Genomic DNA, 23,465 nt, shown 5'->3' with positions numbered 1-23,465 from the left:
ACTATCATGCTGCGCCTGCGGGTAAAACCACTCCTGCGCGATCCTGCGAATAGAGGCAGGGAAATCACTTCTATTCATCAATTCTTTGGCTGGTGTAATGAGCAAATCATCTATCTTTGTGGACTTCAGTCTGCTCAAAAACAACTCACACTTTCGCGCTGTTTTTGTGGCGCGAATGATGTCGGTATTCGCGCTCGGCATTCTCACTGTCGCCGTTCCGGTTCAGATACACGAGCTGACCGGCTCCACGCTGCAGGTCGGTTTCGCCATGGCGCTGGACAGCGTCGGCATGTTCGTCGGGCTCATGTGCGGCGGCGTACTGGCGGATCGGTTCGATCGCCGCAAGCTCATTCTGACGGCGCGGTTCCTTTGCGGAGCGGGCTTTCTCGCCCTGGCGTTGAATAGCTTCGTGGCGGCGCCGTCGCTGCTGGCGCTTTATGTCGTTTCCGCCTGGGACGGCTTTTTCGGGGCCATGGGAATCACCGCTTTAATGGCGTCGATTCCCACCTTGGTCGGCCGGGAAAATCTGGCCGCCGCGGGGGCTTTGAGCATGCTTACCGTGCGCTTGGGCGCGGTGATGTCGCCGGCGGTGGGCGGTCTGATTATCGTCACCGCCGATGTGAGCTGGAACTACCTTCTGGCGGGCGTTGGCACCGTCGCAACCTTGCTGCCGCTGGTGCGTTTGCCGTCGCTGAAGCCTGGCGACGGTCCTCCGGGGCATCCCTTGCAAGCACTGAAGGAAGGGTTCCAGTTTTTGTTCGGCCATAAAATCGTTGGCGCGGTCATTCTGGTGGGCACGGCGCAAACGGCGCTGAGCGCCATTCGCGTACTGTTTCCGGCGTTGGCCGAGGAGGGCTATGGCGGCGGCGCTTTTGAAGTGGGGTTGATGTTTTCCGCCGTACCCCTGGGCGCCATGCTGGGCGCTTTCACCAGTGGCTGGGTGGGAGGCTGGCGACGCCCCGGCGCCTTAATGCTGAGTACGCTGATCGCGTCCGCATTGGCGGTGGCCTCTCTGGGCGTGGTCGGGCATATCTGGCCTGCTTTGGCGGCGCTGGCGCTGATCGGTTACCTTGGCTCCATCACCTCTCTGTTGCAGTTTACGCTGGTGCAGGGCCACACGCCGGATCGACTGTTGGGCCGGGTGAACAGCCTGTGGAGTGCGCAGGATGTGGTCGGCGACGGCGTCGGCGCGGTAGGGTTGGGCGCATTGGCCAAGGCGGTGACCTCAGTGCTGGGCGTTTTCTCATTCGGCGTTGCGATCGCCGCGGCGGGGACGCTTATGTCGGTAGGATTTGGTTCGCTGCGCAGACTGCAATCCGGCGCGGCTCCCAATGAAACTGAAACCATGGCGGGCTACGTCGCGGAAAGTGAAGAACCCGCCTGATGTTGAGTTTACCCGCTGCGCTCAGCGCAGTGGGTAAAGGGTCAAAGACAGTCAGAGTCCGCCGGTTAGGAGGCGTAACAGGTTTTAAGGGCGGTTCATGAATGACGAGTTAGCGTCGGCGACAGCGGTGGGCGTTTCAGGAAACAGACTGGCCAGTCGCTGCAGAAGATTGCTGGCGCTGTAGTAGTCCAGACGAAAGGTGTCCAACCCCACGGCGTACACCCGGTTGCTCAGAATGGCGGGTGTATGCGCGAGAAACTTGTCTTGATTGATGCGCCGGACGCTGCTCTCGTCAGCGGAGAACAGCAGCATGGTGCGGCCCTGGAGTCCGTCGGAGAGATTCTCCCCTGCGAGTTGGACAATATCTTTGCGCTCGCCCTGCAGGGTTCCTCCCTGGACGTGGGAGGGCGGCGTCGCAATTTCAAAGCCCAGCGCCTGCAGCAGCTGACCTTGTGCGGAATCCGGCGTCCACAGATTGGCGCCGGAGCCATCTTCGTAATACACCAGCGCAGAGACCGGTTGCGGCGGCAGTTGCAAGCGCGTTTTGACGCTGGCGACCTGGGCGTTGAATTCCTCTATGACCGCTTGCGCCTGCTGCTCGCGCCCCGTCGCGGCTCCCAGCGCTGAGGCCAGTTCCTGCCAGCTTTTGTCGTCGTAGTTGAGGACTAACACCGGCGCGAAAAGACTGAGTTGCTCATAAAGGGCGAGGGCGGAGTCGCCGCCGGTTCTCGCCATGACAATCAGGTCCGGCTGTTCGGCGATGATGGCTTCCGCGTCGGGCGCTCCCTGATAAATCGGACGTACGCCGCGCTGACGGGCGACATCCCCCCATTGGCGGAAAAAGCCCTGTTCATCCGCGACCTCTGTATTGGCCGAAGAGGCGCCGCTGGCCACCACCGGGGCGTCAATAGCCAGCAGAACGCCGGTCAAGGTCACGCTGGTGGAGACGATCCGTTGCGGCGCCTGCTCAAGGGTGAGTTCGCCCTGTGACGTCACCAGCGTTCTTGGCCAGGTCGACGCATTCTGGATGGTCAGGGAGGGGGATGATTGCGCCGAGGCGTCAGGAGGGCCATCGCGATCTCCACTACAGGCGATTAGCAGGCAGGCGCAAAACGATATGAGAAGAAGTAAAAAGCGGTTACGCAACATCGTGAAATCTCTACCCCTTTGATTGGTTGTTGGCGTCCTGCCCGTGTGCAACGAAGGCGCCTGAATCGCTGCAGGCGCGGGCTTATCGAGTGTCGACAGGTAAAAAGCCGCGCTAACGCGTTGACAGGTCGCCGGTCAGGACTCATATAATGCTAATGCAAATGATAACTATTATCATTATGTAATTCTTGTCCACAATCAATAAATTGGAAGCGCGTCGTTCGTTGGCGTCTCTTCTTACTCAGGAAGTATCGAACGCAGTCATCATGGAAAAAATTCGCTATTTGCTATTCCCCCTGTTATTGACCGGATGCGGCGAGCAGAAAGCGCCTGCGCCCACCCCTCCGCCGCCTCCAGAGGTCGGCGTGGTGACGCTAACGCCGCAGGATGCGCCAATACGGGTGCAATTGTCGGGGCGGACGGTAGCGTACCGCTCCGCCGAGGTGCGTCCCCAGGTGAACGGCATTATCGACCGTCGTTTGTTTGTAGAGGGCGCTGTGGTGGAGCAGGGGCAGGCGCTGTATCGCATCGAATCCGACCGTTACCAGGCAATGTACGACCAGGCGCAGGCCAGTTTGGCGACGGCGCAGGCGCGCCTGGACAGTCTCGGCGGCAAGAGTCGGCGTTATGCGGAGCTGGCCGCCAACAAAAGCGTCAGCCGGCAGGACCATGAAGACATTCAGAGCGATCACCGCCAGGCGCAAGCCGCTGTGCAGGCCGCACAGGCGGCGCTGCAACTGGCGGCGGTGGATTTACAGCGCACCCGCATTGACGCGCCTATTCCCGGTCGTATCGGGCGCTCGGCTGTCAGTGAAGGGGCGTTGGTCACGGAAGGGCAAAGCGCGCCTCTGGCGTTGATCCAGCAACTGGACCCGATTTATGTGGACCTGGCGCAGTCCAGCCGTGAACTGCTTGCGCTGCGTCAGTCCCTGTCGGAGAAGCCTGACTCACAGGAGGCCAAAGACGTCAGACTGACGCTGGAAGACGGCTCCGACTACCCTCATCCCGGCGTGCTTCGTTTCACTGAAGTCAGCGTCAATGAGGCGACCGGATCAGTGACGTTGCGGGCGGAATTCCCCAATCCTGACGGACTCCTGCTGCCAGGGATGTTCGTACGGGCGGAATTGTCGGGAGGCGTACGCTCCGGCGTCTATCTGACCCCGCAGCAGGCGGTGACCCACAACGCCCGTGGCCAAGCCACAGCGCTGGTGGTCAGCGCTGAGGGGGTTGTCGAAGAGCGGCGACTGCATATTCTGGGCGCGCAGGACAATCACTGGATTGTCGGCGATGGTCTGCAGGCCGGAGACCGGGTGATTGTGGAAGGGCTGCTGAACGCCACTCCCGGCGAACCGGCGCTGGCGACGGAACTCAACTTCGATGTCGCCGCGGCGGCGCTGAAACAATAGGCGGCGGCGATGCGAGACTCCATACAGGGTGACGCCCTGAGTCAGCGACGACTGGCCGCATTCTTCGTCAATCGTCCCGTATTTTCCTGGGTGGCGGCGATAGTGGTGATGTTGGCCGGCGCGCTGGGGCTGATGTCCATGCCGGTATCGCAGTATCCGGATATTGCGCCGCCGACGATCATGATTTCCGCCAGCTATCCGGGCGCGTCCGCTGAGGTGGTGGAAAACAGCGTTACGCAGATTCTGGAGCAGGAGTTGAAGGGGCTGGATAACCTGATGTATTTCAGTTCCCGCAGCAGCAGCTCCGGCGCCTCGGAAGTCATGCTGACTTTTCAGCATGGAACCGACGCGGACATCGCCCAGGTGCAAGTGCAGAACAAAGCGGCCCAGGCGGCTGGAAGATTACCTGCGCCAGTGCAGCAACAAGGGCTGACGGTTAACAAGTCGCAGAATAACTTTCTCATGATTCTGGGGTTCTACGACGCCAGCGATCGCCTCAGCGACACGGACATTTCCGACTGGCTCGCCGGCAGCCTGCAAGATCCTTTGAGTCGGGTCGACGGCGTGGGCGCGGTGCAGAACTTTGGTTCCCCCTACGCCATGAGGATCTGGCTGGACCCGCACAAACTCAACAGCTTTCGCTTGATGCCCAAAGATGTGACCGACGCCATCGCCGCGCAGAACACGGAAGTCTCGGTAGGGGAGTTGGGGGCGCTGCCCGCCAGACCGGGCCAGCAATTGAATGTGACGGTTACCTCCATGTCTCGTTTGACGTCGCCGCAGCAGTTCCGCGACATCATCATCAAGACTGATGCGGACGGCGCCGTGGTGCGATTGGGAGACGTGGCGCGGGTGGAGCTGGGCGCGGAGGATTATGGCGGGACGACCAAACTGAACGGACATCCCGCCTCCGGGTTGGCGGTGATGCTGGCGCCCGGCGCCAACGCTCTGCAAGTGGCGGAGGCGGTTAAGCAGAAAGTGGCGCAGTTACGGGGCGTCTTTCCGCCAGGAGTGAAAGTCGCCTTCCCGGAAGACACGACGCGTTTCGTAAAGTTGTCTATCCACTCGGTGCTGCAGACCTTGTTGGAGGCGGTGGCGCTGGTGGTGCTGGTTATGTTCGCATTTCTGCAGAACTGGCGCGCGACCTTGATCCCGGCGATAACCGTGCCTGTTGTGTTATTGGGAACCTTTGGCGTTCTCGCCGCAGCCGGCTATTCCGTCAACACGCTCAGTCTGTTCGCCATGGTGCTGGCGATTGGTCTGCTGGTGGACGACGCTATTGTCGTGGTGGAGAACGTTGAGCGCATCATGCGCGAGGAAGGTCTGGACGCCCGCGCGGCGACCCTGAAATCCATGGACCGGATTACCGGAGTGCTGATTGGCGTGGCGGCGGCGCTGGCCGCTGTTTTCTTGCCCATGGCGTTTTTTTCGGGCTCTGTGGGCGTGATCTATCGACAGTTCTCCGTGACTTTGGTCGCGGCGATGGCGCTGTCGGCCGTGGCGGCGATTTGTCTGACGCCTGCGCTTTGCGTCAAGTTCCTGCGCCACGGCGAAGCGTCCGCAGGCGGCTTCAACGCATTCAATCGCGGTTTCGCCAGGTTTCAGCAGCGCTATGTCGGCGGGCTGAGATTTATGCTGTCCCGGCCGGTTCGTTTCAGCGCCGCGTATATTTTGGCGGTTGGATTGATGGCGCTGGTGTACTGGCGTCTGCCCACCGCCTTTATTCCGGACGAAGACCAGGGAACCGTGTTGGTTCAATTCAATCTGCCGGCAGGCGCCACCTATGACCGCGCGGCGAAAGTGGCGCAAGAAATTGAACGCTACTTCCTGGAACAGGAAAAGGCGAATGTGGAGACGGTGTATATCCTGTCCGGCTTTAGCTTTGACGGCGCCGGGCAAAACGCCGGCATGGGGTTTGTGGCGCTGAAGGACTGGTCGCAGCGGGAAGGCCCTGAAAACAGCGCGCAGGCGATCGCCGATCGCGCCACTGAGGCGTTCAGTCGTCTGCGCGACGCCCAGGCTTACAGCATGGTGTTGCCCCCCATTGAAGGCCTGGGGCGCAGCAACGGCTTCGAGTTATGGTTGCAGGACCTGGGCGGACTGGGGACGGAAGGACTGGCCGCCGCCGCTGCGGAACTGGAACAACGTCTGCAGGGCGGCGAGGCGTTTTCCTACGTGCGCGCCGGCGCCGACCGCAACGTGCAGCAACTGCGCGTGGATATCGACCGTGAGAAAGCCTCCGCCCTGGGATTGGCGCTGGAGGACGTCAATGAGACCCTGAGCGTGGCCTGGGGTGGTTCTTATGTGAATGATTTCGTGCATCAGGGCAGGGTGAAAAAGGTGATCGTACAGGCGGATGCGCCTTATCGCGCGGCGCCGGAGGATTTGCGTCACTGGTTTGTGCGCGGCGCCGGAGACGCCATGACGCCTTTCACCGCCTTCAGCGCGACGCAATGGCGCAATGGGCCGACAGAATTGAGCCGATATAACGGACTGCAGGCGGTCCCTCTGTTCGGCGCGGCGGCCCAGGGCGTCAGTTCCGGCGAAGCGATGGCGCAGGTGGAGAAACAGGCGGCGAGCCTGCCTGGGACTAACTTCGAATGGAGTGGCCTGTCTTATCAGGACAAACTGTCCAGCGGACAGGCGCCGTTATTGTATCTGGCGTCTATCCTGTTTGTTTTTCTGTGTCTGGCGGCGTTGTACGAAAGCTGGACGATTCCTTGCGCCGTGGCGCCTGCGATACCTCTTGGCGTACTGGGCGCGTTGCTGGCGGTGTATTGGCGCGGACTGCCCAACGACATTTACTTCCAGGTAGGTCTGCTGACGACGATCGGGCTCTCCGCCAAGAATGCGATTCTGATCGTAGAGTTTGCGGAAGCGGCGGTGCGCCAGGGCATGGCGCCGATGACCGCGGTGGTGGAAGGCGCGCGCTTGCGTTTGCGTCCTATCCTGATGACTTCACTGGCGTTCGGCGCCGGCGTCGCCCCTCTGGCGCTCTCCACCGGACCCGGTTCAGCGAGTCAAAACGCTATTGGAACCAGTGTCCTGGGCGGCGTTCTGGCGGCGACAGCGCTGGCGATTTTCTTCGTGCCGCTGTTTTATCTGTGGGTGAAGGGCGTGTTTTTCACGGGGCGGCGCAGGGCGTTCGCAACAGTGAAAAAGTCCGGGGCGGTGGCGTAATCCAGGTGGATGCGCCAACCTGATCTATTCTTTTCATAAAACGCTGCGTCGCACTGTCGCCGGCGCAGCGTCGATCATTTGTATTTATCCCGATTCTGTCGAATCCTTGCCTATTTCTATCTAACTTCCTTCCGAGGCAGGGGGAGCGCTTTGTTTCCTCTCGCGATAGGAGTATGTTCCTGTCCCATATTCGACGCGGATGTTTTCCTGTTTCTCGTAGTGAAAGGCCCTCTACGAGTATGCGCAATTAGTCCAGCGCCGCTCTGCGTCGACGCGCCTGCAAAGATATTGCGATTTAAAGGAAGTGAGTATGAATTTTTCTTTTTCCAACAGCACCCGTATTGAGTTTGGACAAGGCCGCATCGCCAAATTAGCCTCATTGATCGACGCAGATCAAAAGGTGTTAGTGGTGTACGGCGGCGGCTCCATCAAGAAGAACGGCGTTTACGATCAAATCAAAGACGCCCTGAAAGATCATTCCTGGCTGGAGTTTTCCGGCGTGGAAGCCAATCCCACGGTGGAAACGCTGGATAAAGCCGTGGAGCTGGCGCGCAAAGAGAAGGTGGATTACATCCTGGCGGTCGGCGGCGGCTCTGTCATTGACGGCTGCAAATATATCGCCGCCGCCACGCTGTATGACGGCGATGGCTGGGATATTCTCACCCGCAAATACACCGTCGCCCGCGCGCTGCCTTTGGGCGTGGTGCTGACGCTGCCGGCTACCGGCTCGGAATCAAACGGCGGCTCTGTGGTCACCAAAGCCGCGACCAAAGAAAAGCTGTCCTTCGGCTCTCCACTGGTGTTGCCTCGCGTCGCGGTGCTGGACCCGGATGTGATCAAATCTCTGCCGGAGCGTCAGGTCGCCAATGGCGTCGTCGATGCATTCGTGCATATTTGTGAGCAGTACTTGTCCCATAACAGCGACGCCTGGGTGCAGGATGGCTACGCGGAAGCGCTGTTGCGTAACCTGGTGCGTCTGGCGGAAGAGTTTCCGCAGCGTGACAACGATGTCTGGCGCAACAACCTGATGTGGACCGCCAACCAGGCGTTGAACGGATTGATCGGCGCCGGGGTGGCGCAGGATTGGGCGACTCACATGATCGGCCATGAAATCACCGCCCTCTATGGCGTTGACCATGCTCGCACTTTGGCTATCGTACAGCCCTCGTTGCTGCGCGTGCAGATCGCGGACAAACGCGCCAAGCTGGAGCAAATGGGACGCAATGTGTTCAATCTGCCTCAGGACGACAACCTGGCGGAAACCACGATCGAAGCCATCGAACGCCTTTACAGCAGTTTGGAGATCCCCATCAGACTCTCTCATGCTGGCATCGAAGGCGACACAGCCGTTCCGGCCCTGGTGGACGCGCTGGAAAAACACGGCATGACCGCACTGGGTGAAAATCGCGCAATCACCTTGGATGTCAGTCGGGAAATTTTGCAGCGCGCGGCGTGATAAAAACGGGCGCCAAGCAGGATTGCAGATAAGGAATATGCGCCAAGGGCAGGGATGCCCAGTTAGCTTTAACCCTCAGATTTAAAAGGCTTCTAACGACAACTTCAGGTATAATTATCGCCCGTTGAAACGCTCCACTCAGACAGGTGATCGTTAGCCATGCAACTCGTCTACGCGTTATTTTTCTCCCCCTCCCATCACTCGACCCCTTCTGGTTTTATCGGCGTGTTCACCTCCCGAGCCAAAGCCGATCAAGCCATTGCAGATTTTTCTCAACAAACGCCATTTCAGGGCCTGACGGAGCATTTCGTCATTAAAGAGTGTCCTTTGGATCAAACGGCATTCGAACCGTCAGACCTTGCTGAAACGGCAACCCCAAACTGGTCAGTCTGGCGTCAGGACGATAACAACAATACCTTCTTCATCCAGGGCGACATGACTCAATCCGAAGCTTTGAAGCTGGTGAAAGATTACGAGGATAGAGGCCATAAGCAGATGTATTGGGCGAAGAGGGATAATTCAGCGCAGGAGAATGAAGCATGTTGTCCTTTAAAGACGCAGTGAGAAAACGTCCTGGCATGTACTTTGGCGATATCGACCACAATGCCGTCAATCATGTTATCTACGAGCTAGTCGCAAATGTTGTGGATTTATTTTTGGCGGGTAGGGCGACGACATTGAAGGTGGATGTCAGTGAGTGTGAAATTATAGTCATTGATGACGGCCCGGGCTTTCCATTTCCAGTAGAAGATAGCGCCCACAATCTTGTCGAACGCTATCTCACCCATCATCACGATAAACCAACGGCGGATGACCATGCTCCTCATATACATGTGCTGGGAGGCGGACTTGGGCTGGCGGCGGTAAACGCAGTTTCAGAAAAGCTGACTATCGAAAGCTCCAATGGCGCATGGCGATGGAGGCAGGTCTTCGGAAAAGGCGATGTATTAGCGCCGTTGGAAAGTTTCAGATACGACGGACCGAGCGGCAGTTCCATTAAATTCACTCTTGATCCGTCAGTGTTTCATAATCGTTTGCCTGACTTCTTTCAGCTCAGAAAAGCGATGTTTGAGTTAGCTCACTTATACTCTGGACTGATTGTAGAGTTTGATGGAGAACGCTATGTCTCTAAACAGGGGCTGATGGAACTGGCTTATCTGATGTGGAGCGGACCAAAATGGGCTTTTAACCCTAAAATGTTCCGGTTCAAAGGCCAAACAGAAGATGTTGGGTTTGAAGTGGCCGCTATCGGCGATGGAGGCTCTCCACCTTGCTATAAATCCTGGGTGAATGGTTGCGAGACGGAAGAGCATGGCGCGCATGTTAACGGACTCCGCCAGGCATTGAACTACGCAGGTTGGGCGCCGGACATTGCGTTGATCAGTATTGTTATGCATGATCCGAAATTCGCGGGACCGGTGAAAAGTCGCTTTTGCAACCGGAGGGTTAAGAGTCTAATTGCAGAAGCTTTAGCTGATCCCTTGAAGATGTTTAAGAGCAAGTCAGAAGATAATTGACGCCATCATCACAAAAACGTTGCTTACATCACGAAATAACCACCTGAATAATGAAGGAAAATTCCCAGTATTAACGCTTAACTGGCTACGTATGCGCGTAAATCAAGCTCATGGAGATTGGCGCGACGTGTCGTAAGGCAAGTGGGCGGTATGTGTCGTTGTTAGTTTTAAGGTATTCGCTGATCGCCCCCAGTTACCAGTAACCGTTTTCATGACGCCATGGCCCGTTTGGCTTGCTGTGTCGCTTTACAAAGGACGTACTCCGAATGTATTCCACTCGCAGTTATGTATTTAAGCATTGGTCTGACATCACCGTTGCGGACCTGCCGTTTGTAGAATCCCCCTTTTTCGCTTCCAGCTATGCCGAGCGTTGTCTGAACATAGACGCCAAAGTCGGCGATGTCGTTAATCACTTAAAGGGGAGTCACTTTCGCTCATCGTTTGGCGGGTTTCCCGGCCGAGGTTCACGGCATCTGCGTAAGTGGAAAGAAGACTTTGTTAAAGGGCTCGAACGAGGCGAAATCCTGTTGGTCTTTACCGACAAGAAAAAGCCGTTTTGCTCTGTTGTGAGCGAGAGCGAAGACGGCCTCAAGCCCAATGTGTCTGAACTGACTTTGGCCGTGCGTCTGATTAATCGCGCCAACCCCGCACCACCACCACCGCCGGCGATTACCGGCGAAGTCATGGATGTCACTGCGCTAAATGGCAACCCAGGTTGGGAAAGCAAACCCAGAGAGTCCACCAGTCATCAGGCTCCACCCAAGACCTATTCCGCTCCTCCCGCCCAGGCGGCTCCCGCAGCGCCGGAAAGCGCGGTGGATGAGCAGGCGCAAGCACAGGCTCTTAAGAACACCGCCAAAGATGAGTTACCTTTCTGCGAGGAGTGCGAAAAATCCGGCGGAGCTGGCTCCGCGTCACCCTCGAGCGACAGCAGCGTCAGCGAAAAATCCGGCGGCAATGACAATGGCGCGACCACGCCGGATAACAAAAAGGTCTGCACCAGCGGCGAACCTATCAGCATGGTCACCGGCGAGGAATTGCTGGATCTGACCGATTTCACCGTCGCCGGCCCTCTGCCGATTATCTGGAAGCGCACCTACAAATCCTCCAATCCCCATCAACGCGGTCTGGGCGTGGGCTGGACCCACATGCTGTGTCAGCAGCTGGAGGAGCAGGAAGGACGTTTGGTCTTCACCACGGACGAAGGCCGCTATATTGATTTTCCTTTGGCGGAACCCGGCCAGACCGTCCGCAACGCCGCTGAACATCTGGAACTGCGCCGGATTGACGACACCCATTACGTACTTAAACAACGCGGCGAGCCCATCCGCCTGTTTGTGGGCGCCGGCGGCGTCTACCGTCTGGAAGGATTGCTGGATGGCGTCGGCAATGGCGTGCGCATTCAATACTGGCAGGACCTGGACGGCTACGAGCGACCGGTCACTCTTATTCAGACCAGCTGGGGCAAACGTCTGTACGTGCTGCATAACGCCCAGGGACTGATCTGCGAGATCCAGTCGCTGCGCGCGGACGGCGATGTGGACACCCTGGTCAGGTACGAATACGACGACGCCCAGGATCTGGCGCAGGTGCGGGACCCGGCCGGCGCGGGTGAATCCTACGCCTATCGCAACCACGTCATCACCCGCCGCACCCTGAAGACCGGCTTCAGCTTTTATTTCGAGTGGAGCCGCTACGACAAAGCCGCCCGCTGTGTGCGTCAGTGGGGCGACCAGGGCGTCTATGACTACCGCTTCGAATGGGACCCGGCCAACAAGACCTCCCACGCCATCGACAGCAACGGCGGCAGAACCACTTTCCACTATGACGATCGCGGCCAGATCGTTAAAGAAATCGATCCGGAAGGCGGAATCACCCGACGCGCGTACGACAACGCCGGTAATCTGGTGGAGCAGACCGATCCCAACGGCCACAGCACCCACTACGCCTACAATGACAACGGCCAGTTAACCGCCCTGATCGACGCCAACGGCGGCCATTACAAAATCGACTACAACGACGACGGCATGCCGGTGGCGATCACCAACGCCCTCGGCCATGTCTGGCGTCGCGAGTACAACGAACAGGGCCTGCTGGCCCGCATCACTGATCCAGAAGGCGCGCAGACCCAGTACGAATACAACGCCCAGGGGCTGCCGCAAAAGATCATCGACGCCCTGGGACAGGCCCGGGAGCTGCAGTGGAACCGGGAAGGCCAACTGGTCAGCGAAACGGACAACCAGCACACCACCCGTTACGCCTACAACGCGCAGGGACAGGTCCGCGCCGCCACCGATCATCAGGGACAAACCACGGCCTATCAGTACGACCGCAACGGCAACGTCACCGAAGTCAAACGCCCGGACGGCTCCGTCCTGAAAATGCGTTACAACGCCAACGACCAGCTGACGCACTTTATCGACGCCGCCGGCCGCTGCACCGAATACGTGTATGACGGCCTGGCCCAGGTGCGCAAACGCATCGACCCGGCCGGCCACACATTTGAGTATCTGTACGATAAAGAACGCAACCTGATCGGCCTGATCAACGAAAAGGGCGAGCGCTATGAACTGGCCTATGACCGCAATGAGCGTCTGATTCAGGAAATCGGCTTCGACGGCCGGGTGCAGCAATATCAGTATGACCCGGCGGGCCATCTGAAAGCGCATATTGAAGGCGTACATGACGACGAACGCATTCGCGCGCAACACACCACGCTGTTCAAGCGCGACCCCATGGGGCGCCTGCGTGAAAAGCACAGCCCGGACGGCGACATCAGCCGCTTCGCCTACAACGCCAACGGTCAATTGACGCAGGCCAGCAACCCTTACCGCACCCTGGAATTCGCCTATACGCCGACAGGACGTCTGGCGGAGGAAATCCAGGACGGGCAGCGACTGCGTCATGAATACAATCCACTGGGCGCCCGCATCCAATCCCTGTTGCCGGATGGCGGCGTCCTCGGCTTCGGCTATGACCGCCATGGCCTGTTCACCCAGGCCAGTTTCAATGGCGACGTATTGGCCAGCATCGAACGGGATGAGGACGGACGCGAATTACGTCGCCGCCAAGGCGCGGCGGAATCCCGCTACGACTACGACGTCATGGGACGCCTGATCCGTCATCGGGTCAGTCATCGTCAGAGCAAAGCGCGCATCATCGAGCGCAGCTACGGTTATGACGCCAGCGGCAATCTGGCGCTCATCGACGACCTGAGAAAAGGGACCACTCATTACCGTTACGACGCCCTGGATCGCCTGAAAACCGTCGAAGGCTATTGCAACGAAGAATTCGCCTTCGACCCGGCGGGCAATATTCTCGATGGTCAGAATCAGGCCAAGGGCAACCGCCTGAATTTCCATGGCGACCGCCACTTCGAATACGACGCCGCCGGCAACCTGATTCGTGAAAAACGCGGCAAAGGCGGCAAGCTGGAGACCCGTTACCAGTACAACAAGCAGAACCAGCTGATCGCCATCGAAAAAGACGGGCAAAAGACCGAATACCAATACGACGCCCTGGGACGCCGCATCGCCAAACAGGACGCCTTCGGCAAGACCGAGTTCCTGTGGAACGGCGACGTATTGCTCTCGGAACAGCGCAACCACCTCAACAAAGTCTACGTCTACGAACCCAACAGCTTCCGTCCGCTGGCGTTCATTCAGGACAAACAGGTCTACCACTACCATCTGGACCACCTGGGCACGCCGCAGGAAATGACCAATGCGGAAGGCGAAGTCGTCTGGTCCGCCCGCTACAAAGCCTACGGCAATCTGGCGCTGCAAGACGTCGAAGACGTACAGAACCCACTGCGCTTCCAGGGGCAATACTACGACGAAGAAACCGGCCTGCATTACAACCGGCACCGTTATTATGACCCCAGCGCCGCACGATTTATCAACCAGGACCCCGTTGGACTGTTGGGGGGAGACAACAACTATCAATATGCGCCGAATCCCACGGGGTGGGTGGATCCGTTTGGGTTAACTTGTAAGGAGTCCAAACCAAATAGGTGGAACGAGTTCCAGCAGCGTTCCAAAGGGCAGTTTAAAAATTCTACGGAGGCATCTGCTGCATGGAAGCTTTTTCAAGCCAGAGACTTTGATAAAATGGCTGAGCTTCTCGATTTAAGTAGCCCAAATAATGGCGCAGTATTCTGGTCAGGAAATTACCCTAAAGCAGAAGAGTTTGCGTTAAATTTGAGAGAAAGTATTCCAGGGGCGACCACTCTGGAGATGACTCCTGGAGGAAATATATTTAATAATTGGAAATATCTGGACGAGTTCTTCATCTACGAAGACTGGGGATCAGGAAAGCCAACAGACGGAAGGCGGTTATGGTCCGCGATATCAGAGGATTATGCTGAGCGTGCTTCAGGAGATGTAAATGTAGTTCAGGCTTATGAAGGCGCTATATGGAAAGAGTACGAAGAGCCCGCTTTAAATAAAAATCCTAAAGTCACCAATATACAAAAGCATAAAGTAGAACCATATAAAAAAGGTTAGACAAAACTATATGAAACAGTTGTGCATTTTCCAAGAACATGGTGGAGCTCTTTACACAGAAGTTGGTCGTGCTCGCATCACATTCTTTGCGCATCAGATAGATATTAAAGAAAACAATCTCGTGATGATGCCGACAAGCGTCCAAATTAGCCTTACTGAAGAGGAGCGAGAGGTTTTTAAAAATTTTAAAAAACCTATTACTCCCAGTCATGTATACTCTAAAGCAAGAAGTATAGTGTATGAAATATGTTCATTGAATGTAGATGGTGAAGAGAAAAAGAAACTTCTTGAAAGTTTAAAAAAAGAAATTAACTCTCTTATTAAGAAGATTTAACTCTAATAGGGCAGGGAGGGGGAAGCTCTGGGTCATTTAAGTAACAGATCAATGTGTGCGTCTAGTTGTCCTTCAAAGTGAGTTGATAGCTGTGAGAGAGCCTGGGCGCGTCGGAATCCTGCTACGACTATGACGCCCTGGGACGCCGCATCGCCAAACAGGACGCCTTCGGCAAGACCGAGATCCTCTGGAACGGCGACGTGCTGCTCTCGGAACAGCGCAACCACCTCAACAAAGTCTACGTCTACGAACCCAACAGTTTCCGTCCGCTGGCGTTCATCCAGGACAAACAGGTCTACCACTACCATCTGGATCACCTGGGCACGCCGCAGGAAATGACAAACGCGGAAGGCGAAGTCGTCTGGTCCGCCCGCTACAAAGCCTACGGCAACCTGGCGCTGAAAGACGTCGAAGACGTACAGAACCCACTGCGCTTCCAGGGCCAATACTACGACGAAGAAACCGGCCTGCATTACAACCGGCACCGTTATTATGACCCCAGCGCCGCACGGTTCATCAACCAGGACCCTGCAGGGTTACTGGGAGGTGAGAGCAACTACGAATATGTGCTGAATCCCATAGAGTGGGTGGATCCTTTGGGTCTAATGGCTAAGTAACTATCTCATAACCCCCACTTGAATTTTTTAACCTTTGCCGGTTCACTGAGGCGCCACTTCTCTGATAAGGAAACGTCATGTCACAAAAGGACTCAAGCGCCCCGTCCAGTAAATCGAAACCCCTGGACACTCTATGGGAAGTACCGGACGAGCTATGGCTACGAATCGAACCCATTTTAAAAGAAGACTGGCAACCCAGCGCCAAGGGTGGCCGCCCCATCGGCAACTGGAGGGGCTATTTGAACGGGATTATTTTTCGGATGCGTTCAGGCTGTCAGTGGAACCAGTTGCCCCGCCGATTTGGGGATGACGCCACGGTCCATCGCTGGTTTCAGCGCTGGAGTAAAAACGGCGTGATGGAGAAGATCTGGGCGAGTCTATTGCGAGACTGCCAGGAACTGGAAGGGGTGGACTGGGAATGGCAAAGTGCGGACGGCTGGCTGGGGAAAGCCCGCTTTGGGGGGGGAGAATGTGGGGCCGAACCCGACAGACCGAGGCAAGAAGGGAACCAAGAAAAGCCTGCTGGTGGAAGCCGAGGGAGGCCCCTTGGGACTCGTCATCGCCGGAGCCAATGTCAACGACCATAAGCTGCTGGAAGCGACGCTGGAGTCGATTGTGGTAGAGCGTCCGGCTCCAACGGTGGAGGCGCGGCAGCATTTATGCCTGGATAAGGGGTATGACAATGTGGCGAGCGAAGACGTGGCAGCCCGGCATGACTACATACCGCATATCTGCCGAATTGGCGAGGAGGCGCAGCCAGCGGACCGTCATCCAAGTGGAAAGCCCCGGCGTTGGGTAGTGGAGCGCACGTTTGGTTGGCTGTCTAAGTGCCGTGCGTTACTGATTCGCTATGACAAAAAGGACAGCAACTATCTGGGATTGCTGCAATTGGCATGTGGTCTGTTATGGTTTCGGCGGATGTGGCGGCTACAGGGGCGTCAATGAGGTTATGAGATAGTTACTAAGTCGAAAGATTGCCCGAAGAAGAAAAAGAAAGATAAAGACTCGTATGAGACTATTGTAAGGCGCACAAATCAGGATGAAGCAGCTCAGATGATGGAAGCTAAAGGTTTAGTTCCAAAACATGGCAGCAGAGGCGCAAAATGGGTATCTGTCAAGAATAAGCAAGAAAGCTTAAGCAAGAAAGGACATGAGAAAACAGTAACTATGTTTGTAGAGCCAGGTACCATTCAGTGGCTCGAAAGCCTATCCGAAGACTATTGGGATATGGATGTGGGAGAAGCCGGCTTTCCTGACGGAGTATTTACGAAAGATAATGAACCGGGAGCATTCGGTATTGGCATAAACTTATTGGATGAGTTTAATGAAAAAGTTAAAAAGGTAACTGTAGAATGAGAAAGGGTAGCGGGAAACAAATTCTTCTTAAAATTTTATATGAACTCTCGACAAAACTGATCGATAAAGAGGAGCTGCCGGCAGCAACAGATAGAATAAGAGCGGGTCTTTTGCTTCATGGCTCTACATCAGAAACTAACTTCGACTTGGTTAGTAAGCTTCACTGGTCAAGCTCAGAGAAAGATGGAGAAGTGGTGCGCCAAGGACTGGCTGCTTTAAATGGGAATGTGTTTGTTTCAGATATACTAGAAAGTATATGGTGTAACGATAAGGTTAAGTCACTAATATTAGATGAATATCCTTCTTTGACAGAGGGCGATTACGAAGCTTGTCTTTTTTCAATTTGGGCTATGACGTCATCCTCTCAAATGTTCTCATATTTGCGTTCAGTTGAAACTCAGGATGATATCAATATAGATGATTGGGTTCGTGTGGTGATTAATGCATACAATAAGCACCATGATGCTCATGAAGATTGAGTTTAATCAAAGTGCTTCTGAGGTATTGTAGGTAACTATACAGGGAAATTTGTGATACGAAGAAAAAAGATGGTGTGGTTGCAAAAGCAGGACATATAGCTAAATGAAAAAAGATTTGAATGTTGAGGTTTTTGTCGTTAGTGAAGACGATCTGGCTTCAACCATAAAAATAATTATAAAATATATTGATGTCCCTGTTTCATCTGTCGCGGAAACAATAAAAAGAAAAATCTCTATATGTAATGTCCGGCTGAAAGCCTCAGAGTTTTACTGTGGTTTGAGATTGGTTTATGAGATGGTAAATGAACTTAAAGAAAGTGGGGTTGAGATAGAATTGCATGTTAATGGAGAGCAGTATGGGCCTGATTTTTTAGAGTTATTGAAGATTGATATAGAAAATATTGAGAGGAAGGATATATATTGATGTCAATATTTTGACAAATGTTGAACCACTCACATAAGTGAGAAGGGCTGATCGAAGTTTATCCAGCCCTTTTCAGGTGGTGTTTTAGTAGATGACTTCTGTCTTGTACAAGTCGTTGACTATTTCTGGCAAGGCGTTGTCGTAGAAGTCTTCTACGCTACCAGAAGGAGAGGTCCTAATTCCTGCCTCATCCAAACGCTCAGTGTACTTTACCCTGTCGTGATCACTGTGATGAGTAAGCCTCTTGGGCTTTCCACACGCCCACAATGTGGCTATAAGGCGCAGACTTTTGAGTACACGCCTTACCTACGTTATAGCACTAGAAAACACACACAATGAACGCTACACAAACGAGATCTGACTAGGTTGTAACGCGGTTGATATCATCGACCCGCAGGTTTAGGAGCTTGACGCTGAAGTAGCGAATAACTGGATCAAGCGGCTTATTTACAATACGGCGCTTTAGGGCGCCGCATCGGCAAGACCGAGTTCCTGTGGAACGGCGACGTGCTGCTCTCGGAACAGCGCAACCACCTCAACAAAGTCTACGTCTACGAACCCAGCAGCTTCCGCCCGCTGGCGTTCATCCAGGACAAACAGGTCTATCACTTCCATCTGGACCACCTAGGCACGCCGCAGGAAATGACCAACGCGGAAGGCGAAGTCGTCTGGTCCGCCCGCTACAAAGCTTACGGCAACCTGGCGCTTAAAGACGTCGAAGACGTGCAGAACCCACTGCGCTTCCAGGGCCAATACTACGACGAAGAAACCGGCCTGCATTACAACCGGCGCCGTTATTATGACCCCAGCGCCGCACGGTTCATCAACCAGGACCCTGTCGGACTGTTGGGGGGAGACAACAACTATCAATATGCGCTTAACCCCACGGGATGGGTCGATCCGTATGGGTTGACTGCCAAACCTGGGGATTGTCCTAAGGCTGAAGCAGTGCAACCTACGGCAGAGAGTAGTCTGCCCGGAGGGCAGTGTGCAGATGTCGAAATTTTTTATAGAGCTGTTTGTGATAAAGAGTGGGAAAGAATGCAGAAAGAAAATAATATTGTTCCCCGAGGCGTAGACTACTTTGTTACCCAAGATAAAAGCTATCCTTTATATCTGATGTATAAAAGTAAACCCAAAACACAGAAAAAATACGACCATCTTATTAAATTGGAAGTGCCAGCTGGCACGAGAAGTCTGTTGGAAGAACATGGCGCTCGTGCTCCCAACCAACCTGAGTTAAGCAAATTTTCCAGTTTGCCGGAATTTACTAATGCATTATCTGAAAAAGAAAAATATATTCACCTGAAAAGCGAGAGAGGGAGCTTGAATTATGGCCTGAGCCCAGAAACAAAGGAATTATTTAAACCGATTAAAATGACAAAAATAGACTCCAAGAAAAAAAACATGAACAAACTCGAATTTAAGAATCAGATTGCCAGCTGCTCTTTCGATGATCTAAGAGACATCTCTTCACCTCCACAGGAAGTAATTTCTTCTCTTATTGATAGTGCCATTCACGACAGGAATTGGGGGCTAGTTGCTAGACTCTTTTATTTTTGCAGAGAGAATCCAAAACAAATTTACATGAAATATTTCTGCGATATTTTGGATAATTATAAAGAGGAGTTTCATCCTGAAGCGGTTGTTGATCTGATTTCCGATCTTGTCGAGGAGCCAATAAATGACGAATTATTGGTGCAGGCGACAACTTCTCTTTTGAATTATATTCCATATGAATTAAATGGAGACTTTAATTTTAATATAAATATAAAATGTATTGACTGCCTGCACTGGATAGCAACGCTTGACAGACCGGCAGGAAGGATAGCAAAAGAAGGGTTGATTGCGGCGAAAAATATTAACAATAGAGTTATAAGGGAAGAAGTTTGCGATGCGCTAAATATGCTTGATGAAATGTAGAAAAAATATCTTTCGTATAAAAAGAGTGAATATTTCAGTCTTATCTAGCACTTCCTTTTTAAAAAAGAAAGAGGCGGTATTAAAGCAGAGGCTCTATGTCAATCCCGTTACAGTTCCACTTGAGCGTCTAGCAACCCCTCAAAGTGGGTCGATAGCTGCGAGAGAGCCTGGGCGCGTCGGAATCCTGCTACGACTACGACGCCCTGGGACGCCGCATCGCCAAACAGGACGCCTTCGGCAAGACCGAGTTCCTGTGGAACGGCGACGTATTGCTCTCGGAACAGCGCAACCACCTCAACAAAGTCTACGTCTACGAACCCAACAGCTTCCGCCCGCTGGCGTTCATCCAGGACAAACAGGTCTACCACTACCATCTGGATCACCTGGGCACGCCGCAGGAAATGACCAACGCGGAAGGCGAAGTCGTCTGGTCCGCCCGCTACAAAGCCTACGGAAACCTGGCGCTTAAAGACGTCGAAGACGTACAAAACCCACTGCGCTTCCAGGGCCAATACTACGACGAAGAAACCGGCCTGCATTACAACCGGCGCCGTTATTATGACCCCCGCGCCGCACGGTTCATCAATCAGGACCCTGTCGGACTGTTGGGGGGAGACAACAACTATCAATATGCGCCGAACCCCACGGGGTGGGTCGATCCGTTTGGACTTCAGGCTAAAGATTGTGATAGGCAAAGAAGGCGAAGAGCGTATCGGGAATCAAAAACCATTGTCTCTGGGAAAAAAGTTCGTGGATTTAGGAATGCTGGCGAACTTATGGAAAGATCAGGGTATCTTAAAAATAAACTTGCTTTACTCGGGATTGATGATGTGGAAATTGGAATCAGAGGGAGCGCAGTTAACGGGGGTATCTTCAAAAGGCGGCGCATATCGGGTTGATCGTGGTGAGCTAAAAGCAAGTGACGTAGACTTCTTTTTTACCAGTGACAAATTACAAAGACGATATGCAAGATACTTTACAGATGATGGACGTTTAAAACCAGACAAAATGGAAGAGTTAGATCCAGTTTTGCAAGAGGTTTTAGACGAATTTAGCGAGACAACTAGCAATCAACTCGGTCGAAAAGCAGATGCGGTATTGCTAAATAAGTCAGTTATTGAAAGAGAAAAAGAAAGCGACTATGTCATTACGAGGAAATCATAATAGATGAAGCTGAAAAAAATTACAATTCCACCCTTTTCAGATTTTTTTGAGCTGGAAATAGTGTGTCTTAAATTGCCTCGATCAACTGCTGATGTGGCAATTGTTAATATATCAGAAGTTCGCTTTGACAAATATGACTCAGTTATAATTGATAAGATGCTGTACTTGCTTTCATGTATGGTTTTTGAGCTTATGAAGAGCAAGGTGATGATTTTTGATGTTAGTAAAGTAAGTCAAGTCAATGAAATTGTATTTGATTATGTGTTTTCTCGCTTTATAAGGAGGAGAAGAAACTGCTATATTGTTACAGGTAAAGAGGTTGGAAATATCGATAATGTAATTGTTTCTGATTCTATTGAGGCTGCAGTAAAGGACTTGCCTGTTTCTTTTGAAAAATATTTCAAAAATATATATGTGGACTGTGCTTCGCATGATTACATAGTGAATAATTCTAAGAGTGTTTCGTTTGATATTTCGGATATAAGTTATGAGGCCTCGTCCTGGGGGGAGGAAATAAGAGGAGTGTGCATTAAAATTGTCGGAAAGTATCGACATGGTTCTGGTGGAGAGGAGGATGCATTAAAAATAAAGTGGGCCCTTAGAGAGGTTTGTACTCTACTTGAACCGGATATGGTCGTTGTAGATTTGACATTGCTGGATTATGTGTGGGGAGATGATATTAGCCTTTATCCTTCGGGGTTTATAGAGCCTGATAGTCCAATAAAATTTGTTTTCGCAGATGAAAATAAGGAAGCACTCAGGGGGGCGGTGAATAAATTTCAGATAGCCTCTAGTGTTGAAGGTGCTATCTGTGAGCTTAACCGTATGATCATGGGCGGCTAGTTTTTTTACCCTTGGTAACTTTAGATGGCAGTTATTAAGTAGCCTGTTTTATTGGGAGTTTTTTATTTGGTTACTTAGTAAAAATGATCAAGTGAGGGATAAAACTACTTCGCCTGTCTCTGATAAGTTGATTTTGGAAAAAATTCTTCCGGAAAATTATGTTTTTGAAAAATATTGTGAAAAAAATGATTGTTAAGATAAGGGATTCTAGGCTTTCATATCTTCCCCCGTATATATATGACTTTGATGAAGATGAGAAAGGGTGTGAGGAGTATGTTAAATATTATTCGGAAAATATAGATCTGTGTTTATTTGTGACTGATGCATATATAAGTGCGTTAGAAGAATGTCTGAAAAATTTTTCAGAATTAGCGTTGAGTGATATTCTCGAAAAAAGGTCTGAATATATAAAATTTTTTCCGTTTTCTGAAGATAAAATAGAGAATTACCGAAACAAAGGAATGGATCAAGAATTGATCGATGCATGCGAAGTAGATTTGAGGGACTTTTATACAAATAAACTTGATAGAGATGAAGTGTATGTGGTTGAAAATTATCGCAAGCACTTACTAAAGCTGAGGGAGCACCTGAAGGGAATGAGTGCTGATTAAACTTTTGATGGCTAGTGAGTTGAAGTTTATGATTTAAAGGTGGGAGACTTTATGTTTTGAGCCCTAGGAGGGGGAAGGTACAGATTGGCGTGAATGACTACTCTCTCTTCAGAGCCCCTCTAGCTATTTCTGAACAAACTCTACGTCTATAAGAACAAGCTCCTTCCATCGGTTGGCGTTCATCCAGAATACACAGGTCTATTACTACCACCAGGACAAGCCATAGGAAATGACCAACGCGGAAGGCGAAGTCGTCTGGTCCGCCCGCTACAAAGCCTACGGCAATCTGGCGCTGCAAGACGTCGAAGACGTACAGAACCCACTGCGCTTCCAGGGCCAATACTACGACGAAGAAACCGGCCTGCATTACAACCGGCGCCGTTATTATGACCCCAGCGCCGCACGGTTCATCAACCAGGACCCAGTTGGGCTGTTGGGGGGAGACAACAACTATCAATATGCGCCGAATCCCACGGGGTGGGTCGATCCGTATGGGTTGACTTGTAAGGAAAACTCTTGGAACCAGTTCCAAAAAGACACTAAGGGACACTTTGCGAACAGTACTGAGGCGGCAAAAAGTTATCAGAAGATGAAGGAAGTTGAAGGTATGCCTAGAGGTAGTAAGCCTGATGATCCAGCTTCTTACCTACCTCAATCCTATATAGATAGTTATAAGCAAAAATTTGCCTCTGAAGGCGGCGCTTTTATAGTGGTTGAAAGCTGGACTATTGGTAGCCGACATTCGACACTCCCTCCAAGAAAGTTTGTAGGATTAAAGTCAGAAATGGATCAGGTTATTCAGAAATTTGAATCAACTGGTGACTTAAATGTTTTAAATGATGAGCTAAATCTCGGACTAAGCGATATGGATTTAAAAGGACTGGAGAAAGATAGAATAATGTATGTGCAAATAAAGCCAGGAGACTCTAGATTTTCTTATGAAATGCCTACAGGGAATGAATTTGGTGCTATTCCTGGTGAATGGGTCCCAGGAGGGAAAACTAAATCAGGAACTACAGAGGCTGCTCTTATTGGTGCAGAGAAAGTTGATCATGGAAAGAGTTTAGATGGATATGAAAAGGCATTTGAAAATGCAAGGATAATTAAAGATAAGTAG

General features: G+C 52.7%; 21 protein-coding genes and 2 pseudogenes. 19 read left to right on the top strand and 4 right to left on the bottom strand.

From position 1 onward, the window contains the following. Nucleotides 1-97: 97 nt before the first annotated feature. The gene (gene entS / locus HCH_RS16970) at nucleotides 98-1,384 is read left to right on the top strand and encodes an enterobactin transporter EntS (RefSeq protein WP_011397590.1); all 1,287 of its coding nucleotides are present in this window, start codon (nucleotides 98-100) and stop codon (nucleotides 1,382-1,384) included. A gap of 84 nt (nucleotides 1,385-1,468) precedes the next feature. Here entS and fepB read toward each other — a convergent pair whose 3' ends face one another. Then, complete coding sequence (gene fepB, locus HCH_RS16965; RefSeq protein ID WP_011397589.1) at nucleotides 1,469-2,533, bottom strand: Fe2+-enterobactin ABC transporter substrate-binding protein; 1,065 nt, start codon at nucleotides 2,531-2,533, stop codon at nucleotides 1,469-1,471. Nucleotides 2,534-2,799: 266 nt separating this feature from the next. On the opposite strand from fepB, the gene HCH_RS16960 reads away from it, so the two are divergent. The 12 genes from HCH_RS16960 (at nucleotide 2,800) to HCH_RS16905 (ending at nucleotide 17,807) form a co-directional block, all read left to right on the top strand. Next, on the top strand, nucleotides 2,800-3,939 hold the full coding sequence (locus tag HCH_RS16960; RefSeq protein WP_011397588.1) for an efflux RND transporter periplasmic adaptor subunit: 1,140 nt from the start codon (nucleotides 2,800-2,802) through the stop codon (nucleotides 3,937-3,939). A 9-nt stretch (nucleotides 3,940-3,948) separates the two neighbouring features. After that, nucleotides 3,949-7,119, top strand: coding sequence for an efflux RND transporter permease subunit (locus HCH_RS16955; protein ID WP_011397587.1), 3,171 nt, complete (start codon nucleotides 3,949-3,951; stop codon nucleotides 7,117-7,119). Between the two features lie 310 nt (nucleotides 7,120-7,429). Next, complete coding sequence (locus tag HCH_RS16950) at nucleotides 7,430-8,575, top strand: iron-containing alcohol dehydrogenase (protein WP_011397586.1); 1,146 nt, start codon at nucleotides 7,430-7,432, stop codon at nucleotides 8,573-8,575. 159 nt (nucleotides 8,576-8,734) lie between these two features. Beyond that, the gene (locus HCH_RS34630; RefSeq protein ID WP_011397585.1) at nucleotides 8,735-9,139 is read left to right on the top strand and encodes a hypothetical protein; all 405 of its coding nucleotides are present in this window, start codon (nucleotides 8,735-8,737) and stop codon (nucleotides 9,137-9,139) included. After that, nucleotides 9,115-10,092 carry an ATP-binding protein gene (locus tag HCH_RS16940; protein WP_011397584.1) on the top strand — a complete coding sequence of 326 codons (978 nt, stop codon included), beginning with the start codon at nucleotides 9,115-9,117 and terminating at the stop codon, nucleotides 10,090-10,092. Before HCH_RS34630 ends, HCH_RS16940 begins: the two co-directional genes overlap by 25 nt. A gap of 266 nt (nucleotides 10,093-10,358) precedes the next feature. Next, complete coding sequence (locus tag HCH_RS16935; protein WP_011397583.1) at nucleotides 10,359-14,597, top strand: RHS repeat-associated core domain-containing protein; 4,239 nt, start codon at nucleotides 10,359-10,361, stop codon at nucleotides 14,595-14,597. A gap of 10 nt (nucleotides 14,598-14,607) precedes the next feature. Further along, nucleotides 14,608-14,931: a hypothetical protein gene (locus HCH_RS16930; protein WP_011397582.1), complete on the top strand. Its 324-nt coding sequence runs from the start codon at nucleotides 14,608-14,610 to the stop codon at nucleotides 14,929-14,931. 200 nt (nucleotides 14,932-15,131) lie between these two features. Beyond that, nucleotides 15,132-15,548 carry an RHS repeat domain-containing protein gene (locus HCH_RS16925; RefSeq protein ID WP_011397580.1) on the top strand — a complete coding sequence of 139 codons (417 nt, stop codon included), beginning with the start codon at nucleotides 15,132-15,134 and terminating at the stop codon, nucleotides 15,546-15,548. Between the two features lie 122 nt (nucleotides 15,549-15,670). Beyond that, nucleotides 15,671-16,493 (top strand): IS5-like element ISHch3 family transposase gene (locus tag HCH_RS33205; protein ID WP_085944396.1). Its coding sequence is split into 2 segments (ribosomal slippage): nucleotides 15,671-15,996 and nucleotides 15,995-16,493, totalling 825 coding nucleotides; the frame shifts between segments, so codons are not numbered across the junction. A gap of 108 nt (nucleotides 16,494-16,601) precedes the next feature. Then, nucleotides 16,602-16,904, top strand: coding sequence for a hypothetical protein (locus HCH_RS16915; RefSeq protein ID WP_041598736.1), 303 nt, complete (start codon nucleotides 16,602-16,604; stop codon nucleotides 16,902-16,904). Further along, entirely contained in the window at nucleotides 16,901-17,383 is a 483-nt protein-coding gene (locus HCH_RS16910) for a hypothetical protein (protein WP_041598735.1), read from the top strand. Before HCH_RS16915 ends, HCH_RS16910 begins: the two co-directional genes overlap by 4 nt. A 103-nt stretch (nucleotides 17,384-17,486) precedes the next feature. Further along, the gene (locus HCH_RS16905; RefSeq protein ID WP_011397578.1) at nucleotides 17,487-17,807 is read left to right on the top strand and encodes a hypothetical protein; all 321 of its coding nucleotides are present in this window, start codon (nucleotides 17,487-17,489) and stop codon (nucleotides 17,805-17,807) included. A 90-nt stretch (nucleotides 17,808-17,897) separates the two neighbouring features. Here HCH_RS16905 and HCH_RS34820 read toward each other — a convergent pair. Continuing rightward, nucleotides 17,898-18,047: pseudogene (locus HCH_RS34820) on the bottom strand (IS3 family transposase); the annotation flags it as partial. Nucleotides 18,048-18,269: 222 nt separating this feature from the next. Further along, the gene (locus HCH_RS34815; protein WP_238384908.1) at nucleotides 18,270-18,422 is read right to left on the bottom strand and encodes a hypothetical protein; all 153 of its coding nucleotides are present in this window, start codon (nucleotides 18,420-18,422) and stop codon (nucleotides 18,270-18,272) included. A gap of 27 nt (nucleotides 18,423-18,449) precedes the next feature. On the opposite strand from HCH_RS34815, the gene HCH_RS34810 reads away from it, so the two are divergent. Next, entirely contained in the window at nucleotides 18,450-19,730 is a 1,281-nt protein-coding gene (locus tag HCH_RS34810) for an RHS repeat domain-containing protein (RefSeq protein WP_238384907.1), read from the top strand. Between the two features lie 107 nt (nucleotides 19,731-19,837). Here HCH_RS34810 and HCH_RS35235 read toward each other — a convergent pair whose 3' ends face one another. Next, the gene (locus HCH_RS35235) at nucleotides 19,838-20,104 is read right to left on the bottom strand and encodes a hypothetical protein (RefSeq protein WP_420794864.1); all 267 of its coding nucleotides are present in this window, start codon (nucleotides 20,102-20,104) and stop codon (nucleotides 19,838-19,840) included. Nucleotides 20,105-20,131: 27 nt separating this feature from the next. On the opposite strand from HCH_RS35235, the pseudogene HCH_RS35230 reads away from it, so the two are divergent. The 5 genes and pseudogenes from HCH_RS35230 to HCH_RS35030 form a co-directional block, all read left to right on the top strand. After that, nucleotides 20,132-20,341: pseudogene (locus HCH_RS35230) on the top strand (RHS repeat-associated core domain-containing protein); the annotation flags it as partial. A gap of 73 nt (nucleotides 20,342-20,414) precedes the next feature. Beyond that, nucleotides 20,415-20,894 (top strand): hypothetical protein, encoded by a 480-nt coding sequence (locus HCH_RS33865; RefSeq protein ID WP_148212596.1) that lies wholly within the window; start codon nucleotides 20,415-20,417, stop codon nucleotides 20,892-20,894. Between the two features lie 3 nt (nucleotides 20,895-20,897). After that, the gene (locus HCH_RS16885) at nucleotides 20,898-21,737 is read left to right on the top strand and encodes a hypothetical protein (RefSeq protein ID WP_011397574.1); all 840 of its coding nucleotides are present in this window, start codon (nucleotides 20,898-20,900) and stop codon (nucleotides 21,735-21,737) included. A 176-nt stretch (nucleotides 21,738-21,913) separates the two neighbouring features. Further along, nucleotides 21,914-22,348, top strand: coding sequence for a hypothetical protein (locus HCH_RS16880; protein ID WP_148212595.1), 435 nt, complete (start codon nucleotides 21,914-21,916; stop codon nucleotides 22,346-22,348). Between the two features lie 229 nt (nucleotides 22,349-22,577). Beyond that, entirely contained in the window at nucleotides 22,578-23,465 is an 888-nt protein-coding gene (locus tag HCH_RS35030; RefSeq protein ID WP_011397571.1) for an RHS repeat domain-containing protein, read from the top strand.

The organism is Hahella chejuensis KCTC 2396 (assembly GCF_000012985.1).
GTDB lineage: Bacteria > Pseudomonadota > Gammaproteobacteria > Pseudomonadales > Oleiphilaceae > Hahella > Hahella chejuensis.
This window is presented reverse-complemented; position numbering and strand designations above follow the sequence as displayed.

Excerpts from the sequence above, each read along its gene's own strand:
- entS (WP_011397590.1), top strand. The coding sequence starts at position 98 with ATGAGCAAATCATCTATCTTTGTGGACTTCAGTCTGCTCAAAAACAAC.
- fepB (WP_011397589.1), bottom strand. The coding sequence starts at position 2,533 with ATGTTGCGTAACCGCTTTTTACTTCTTCTCATATCGTTTTGCGCCTGC.
- HCH_RS16960 (WP_011397588.1), top strand. The coding sequence starts at position 2,800 with ATGGAAAAAATTCGCTATTTGCTATTCCCCCTGTTATTGACCGGATGC.
- HCH_RS16955 (WP_011397587.1), top strand. The coding sequence starts at position 3,949 with ATGCGAGACTCCATACAGGGTGACGCCCTGAGTCAGCGACGACTGGCC.
- HCH_RS16950 (WP_011397586.1), top strand. The coding sequence starts at position 7,430 with ATGAATTTTTCTTTTTCCAACAGCACCCGTATTGAGTTTGGACAAGGC.
- HCH_RS34630 (WP_011397585.1), top strand. The coding sequence starts at position 8,735 with ATGCAACTCGTCTACGCGTTATTTTTCTCCCCCTCCCATCACTCGACC.
- HCH_RS16940 (WP_011397584.1), top strand. The coding sequence starts at position 9,115 with ATGTTGTCCTTTAAAGACGCAGTGAGAAAACGTCCTGGCATGTACTTT.
- HCH_RS16935 (WP_011397583.1), top strand. The coding sequence starts at position 10,359 with ATGTATTCCACTCGCAGTTATGTATTTAAGCATTGGTCTGACATCACC.
- HCH_RS16930 (WP_011397582.1), top strand. The coding sequence starts at position 14,608 with ATGAAACAGTTGTGCATTTTCCAAGAACATGGTGGAGCTCTTTACACA.
- HCH_RS16915 (WP_041598736.1), top strand. The coding sequence starts at position 16,602 with ATGATGGAAGCTAAAGGTTTAGTTCCAAAACATGGCAGCAGAGGCGCA.
- HCH_RS16910 (WP_041598735.1), top strand. The coding sequence starts at position 16,901 with ATGAGAAAGGGTAGCGGGAAACAAATTCTTCTTAAAATTTTATATGAA.
- HCH_RS16905 (WP_011397578.1), top strand. The coding sequence starts at position 17,487 with ATGAAAAAAGATTTGAATGTTGAGGTTTTTGTCGTTAGTGAAGACGAT.
- HCH_RS34815 (WP_238384908.1), bottom strand. The coding sequence starts at position 18,422 with ATGGAAGTGATAGACCTGTTTGTCCTGGATGAACGCCAGCGGGCGGAA.
- HCH_RS34810 (WP_238384907.1), top strand. The coding sequence starts at position 18,450 with ATGACCAACGCGGAAGGCGAAGTCGTCTGGTCCGCCCGCTACAAAGCT.
- HCH_RS35235 (WP_420794864.1), bottom strand. The coding sequence starts at position 20,104 with ATGGTAGTGGTAGACCTGTTTGTCCTGGATGAACGCCAGCGGGCGGAA.
- HCH_RS16885 (WP_011397574.1), top strand. The coding sequence starts at position 20,898 with ATGAAGCTGAAAAAAATTACAATTCCACCCTTTTCAGATTTTTTTGAG.
- HCH_RS35030 (WP_011397571.1), top strand. The coding sequence starts at position 22,578 with ATGACCAACGCGGAAGGCGAAGTCGTCTGGTCCGCCCGCTACAAAGCC.